Source organism: Arthrobacter sp. Y3223166, from assembly GCF_059090935.1.
Window position 1 is genome coordinate 1 of record NZ_JBNHGE010000074.1, and the last position, 3,869, is coordinate 3,869.

General features: G+C 69.0%; 3 protein-coding genes and 1 pseudogene. 3 read left to right on the plus strand and 1 reads right to left on the minus strand.

Annotated features, from left to right (window positions below):
- The coding region (locus tag AC5RUH_RS16440) for a YflT domain-containing protein (protein ID WP_494129124.1) at nucleotides 1-873 on the minus strand (873 nt) is incomplete at its 3' end.
- A gap of 164 nt (nucleotides 874-1,037) precedes the next feature.
- Here AC5RUH_RS16440 and AC5RUH_RS16445 point away from each other — a divergent pair.
- From AC5RUH_RS16445 to AC5RUH_RS16455, 3 genes and pseudogenes are all read left to right on the plus strand, one after another.
- Entirely contained in the window at nucleotides 1,038-2,315 is a 1,278-nt protein-coding gene (locus tag AC5RUH_RS16445; RefSeq protein ID WP_494000284.1) for a magnesium transporter MgtE N-terminal domain-containing protein, read from the plus strand.
- Complete coding sequence (locus AC5RUH_RS16450) at nucleotides 2,308-2,907, plus strand: DUF1003 domain-containing protein (RefSeq protein ID WP_494000285.1); 600 nt, start codon at nucleotides 2,308-2,310, stop codon at nucleotides 2,905-2,907. Before AC5RUH_RS16445 ends, AC5RUH_RS16450 begins: the two co-directional genes overlap by 8 nt.
- Before the next feature lie 3 nt (nucleotides 2,908-2,910).
- A pseudogene (locus tag AC5RUH_RS16455) lies at nucleotides 2,911-3,777 on the plus strand (P-loop NTPase); the annotation flags it as partial.
- Nucleotides 3,778-3,869 lie beyond the last annotated feature (92 nt).

Below are 3,869 nucleotides of genomic sequence, written 5' to 3' on the forward strand. Positions count from 1 at the left end.
CTCGGAGACGCCGGTCTGCGGGCCGGCGTCGTTCTGGGGCCCGCCGGCCTGCTGGCTGGAGCCGTTCTGGGGCTCGCCGGCCTGCTGGGGCTGGGCGGGCTCCGGAGTAACGCGGATTCCGTACTGCGGGCGGCCGTCGGGCAGGTCCGGAAAGCGCCCGCGCACGGGCTGGCCCGGCACCCCGGGCTGGACCGCGTCGGGCGGACCGGGCTGGGGCTGCTGTCCTTGGACGCCGCCCTGGCGGTACGGGTCCTCGCCCCACTGGGCCGGCCGCTCCGGGGCCTGCGGCTGCTGGCCCGCAGGAGGCTGCTGGCCATAGCCCGCAGGCGGCTGCGGCCCGACGGGCGACTGCCCGTGGTTAGCCGGGCGGCCGGGAACCGCGGTTCCGGCCATCGGCAGCTGCGCGGCCAACCGCCGGGCCTCGTGTGCCACCTCGGTGGAGACCACCACGTCATAGCTGGTGGCGATCACCTGGTTGGTGGAGGTGAAGTCCCGCTTGCCGCGCTGCAGCGCGTAGGAAATGATGCCGAACAGCATCCAGAAGGCCGCGCCCATGGCCATCGACGAGATCAGCAGCACAAAGGTTTCGCCGCCGCCGAAGAGCATCAGCAGCAAGCCGACGAACAGGCCGAACCACGCGCCGGTGGCCGCGCCGGAGAGGGCAACCCGCGGATAGCTGAGCTTGCCGGTCACCCGCTCGACCGTCTTCAGGTCGTTGCCGACGATGGTCACGTGCTGGACGGGGAATTCCTCGTCCGCGAGGTAGTCCACCACTTTCTGAGCATCCAGATACGAGCGGTAGTTTCCGATCAACTCGCCCTGCGGAAGGGTACGGCTGGGGTCCCGGGAATCTGTACGGCCAAGCATCGACATACCCCCATTGTCGCTGATATACGCAACCGGTGGTTTGGGTATCGCTTCAGGTGAACGTGGGAACCGCCGCGCTGCCTTAGCCTCCGCCAGTGCGGCGGCCGGGAGCAAGGCAAAGCCGGCCCGCCAAATCCCGGATTTCCGGGCCCAGCACGTAGCCTAAAGGGGTGAGCACAAAAACCAACCGCGTCTTCGTAGCCCGGCTGCTCGGCCTGGACGTCTTCGACCCGCTCGGAGACCGCCTGGGCCGGCTGCGCGACGTCGTCGTCCTCGACTACGGCCCCGCCAAGCCGCCCCTGGTGGTCGGTCTGGTGGTCGAGGTCCCCGGCAAGAAACGCGTGTTCGTCCCCATGACCCGGATCACCTCGATCACCGCCGGGCAGGTCATCTGCACCGGGCTGGTCAACCTGCGCCGGTTCGAGCAGCGCGGCGCCGAGACCCTGGTGGTCGCCGAGATGTTCGACCGCCGCGTCACGCTCGCCGACGGCAGCGGCGACGCCACCATCCTGGACATCGGCATGGAACAGTCCCGCGACGGCGACTGGTATGTGTCCCAGCTCTTCGTCCGGCGCGGCCATTCGACGTCGCCGCTGCGCAGCCTGCGCCGCAACGAAACACTGATCGTGGACTGGCACGAGGCCTACCAGGGCGCCAGGCACGAACCGCAGGCGGCCACTACCTTCGTGGCCAGCCACGAGGACCTCAAGCCCGCCGACTTCGCCGAGGCACTGCACGAGATGACCCAGAAGCGCCGGCTGGAAGTCGCGAGCGAGCTGCAGGACGACCGTCTGGCGGATGTGCTCCAGGAGCTGCCGGACGACGACCAGGTGCAGATCCTCACGTCGCTGGATGCCGAACGCGCCGCCGTCGTGCTGGAGGAGATGGATCCCGACGACGCCGCCGACCTGCTGGCCGAGCTGCCCGAGGAGCAGAAGGAAGAACTGCTGCAGCTGATGGAGCCGGAAGAAGCAAAGGACGTCCGCCGCCTGCTGGAGTATGAGGAAAACACCGCCGGTTCCATGATGACCCCGGTGCCGGTGATCCTGCCCCCGGAAGCCACGGTCGCCGAGGCCCTGGCGCATGTGCGCCGCGAAGAGCTCACGCCGGCCTTGGCGTCGGCCATCTTCGTCTGCCGGCCGCCGCTGGAGACCCCCACCGGGAAATACCTGGGCGTGGTCCACATCCAGCAGCTGCTGCGCTACCCGCCGCCGGAGGCGCTGGGCAACATCGTGGATACCGACCTGGAGCCGGTGCTGGACCAGGCCGATGTCAGCGACGTGGCCCGCACCCTGGCAACCTACAACCTGAATGCCCTGGCAGTGGTCAACAGCTCCGGCCGGCTGGTCGGCGCCGTGACCGTTGACGACGTGCTGGACCATCTGCTGCCCGACGACTGGCGGGCGCAGGACGACTCCCCCGTAAGCGGAGGTGGACGCTTTGGCTGAAAAGGCAGACCGGAAAATCAAGGTCGCGGGACTGGACACCCCGCGGGAGACCCGTACGCGCCTGCTGGTCCGGTTGCGGCCGAACCCCGATTATTTCGGCAAGGCCACGGAGTCCTTCGCCCGTTTCATGGGCACCCCGCAGTTCCTGATGTGGATGTCGGTCTTCTGTGCGCTCTGGCTGGCCTGGAACACGTTCGGACCCGCACACCTGCGCTTCGACAGCGCCGCGCTGGGCTTCACCGCGTTGACCCTGATGCTCTCGCTGCAGGCCTCCTACGCCGCTCCGCTGCTGCTGTTGGCGCAGAACCGCCAGGACGACCGGGACAAGGTCTCGCTGCAGCAGGACCGCCAGCGGGCCGAACGCAATCTGGCGGACACCGAGTACCTGACCCGCGAACTGGCCGCGCTACGGATCGCCATCCGTGAAGTGGCCACGCGTGACTTCGTCCGGAGCGAGCTGCGCTCGGTGCTGGAAGAACTGTTGGACGACGAGTCCGCGGACGAACGCCGCCGCGGCCGGCGCCGTTCCTCCGATGCCACCACCTCGCTGCCCAAGCTGCCGCCCGTCCAACACGGCGGCCAGGAGAACTGATGCATGACTGATCCACACCCGTCGCAACACCCGGACCCGGCCGCCGTACGGCGCGCGCTGGGAACCGTAATCGATCCGGAGCTGCGCCGGCCCCTCGCGGAGCTGGGCATGCTCAAGGACGTCCGGATTGACGACGCCGGACGGGTCACCGTCGGCGTGCTGCTCACCATCTCGGGCTGCCCGCTGCGCGGCACCATCACCGCCGACATCGAGCACGCCCTGGCTGCCGTCCCGGGCGTTTCCGGGGTGGCGGTGGAGCTGGACGTGATGACGCCGCAGCAGCGCGACGCGCTCAAGGAGCAGCTGCGCGGTGCCGGCCGCGGCAATCCGTTCGCCGATCCGTCCTCGCTCACCCGCATCTATGCCGTGGCGAGCGGCAAGGGCGGGGTGGGCAAGTCGAGCGTCACCGTCAACCTCGCGTGCGCCATGGCCGCCCAGGGTTTGCGCGTGGGCATCATCGACGCCGATGTCTACGGTTTCTCGGTTCCCGGGCTGCTGGGCATCACGCAGGCTCCCACCCGGGTGGACGAGATGATCCTGCCGCCGGTGGCCTACGGCGTGAAGGTCATCTCGATCGGCATGTTCGTCTCAGGCAACCAGCCGGTGGCCTGGCGCGGTCCCATGCTGCACCGGGCCCTGGAGCAGTTCCTCACCGACGTCTATTTCGGCGACCTGGATGCACTGTTCCTGGACCTGCCTCCGGGCACCGGGGACGTGGCGATCTCGGTGGCGCAGCTGCTCCCGTCCTCGCAGATCCTGGTGGTGACCACCCCGCAGGGCGCCGCGGCGGAGGTGGCGGAACGCGCCGGCGCCATCGCCGCGCAGACCGGTCAGCAGGTGGCGGGAGTCATCGAGAACATGTCCTGGCTATGGCCCGGACTTCGTCGGCGCCGGGCGGTTCAGCTACTCCGGCGATGACCTTGGACACTTCTGCCGATGCCGTCCCGGCCTTGAAATAGGCT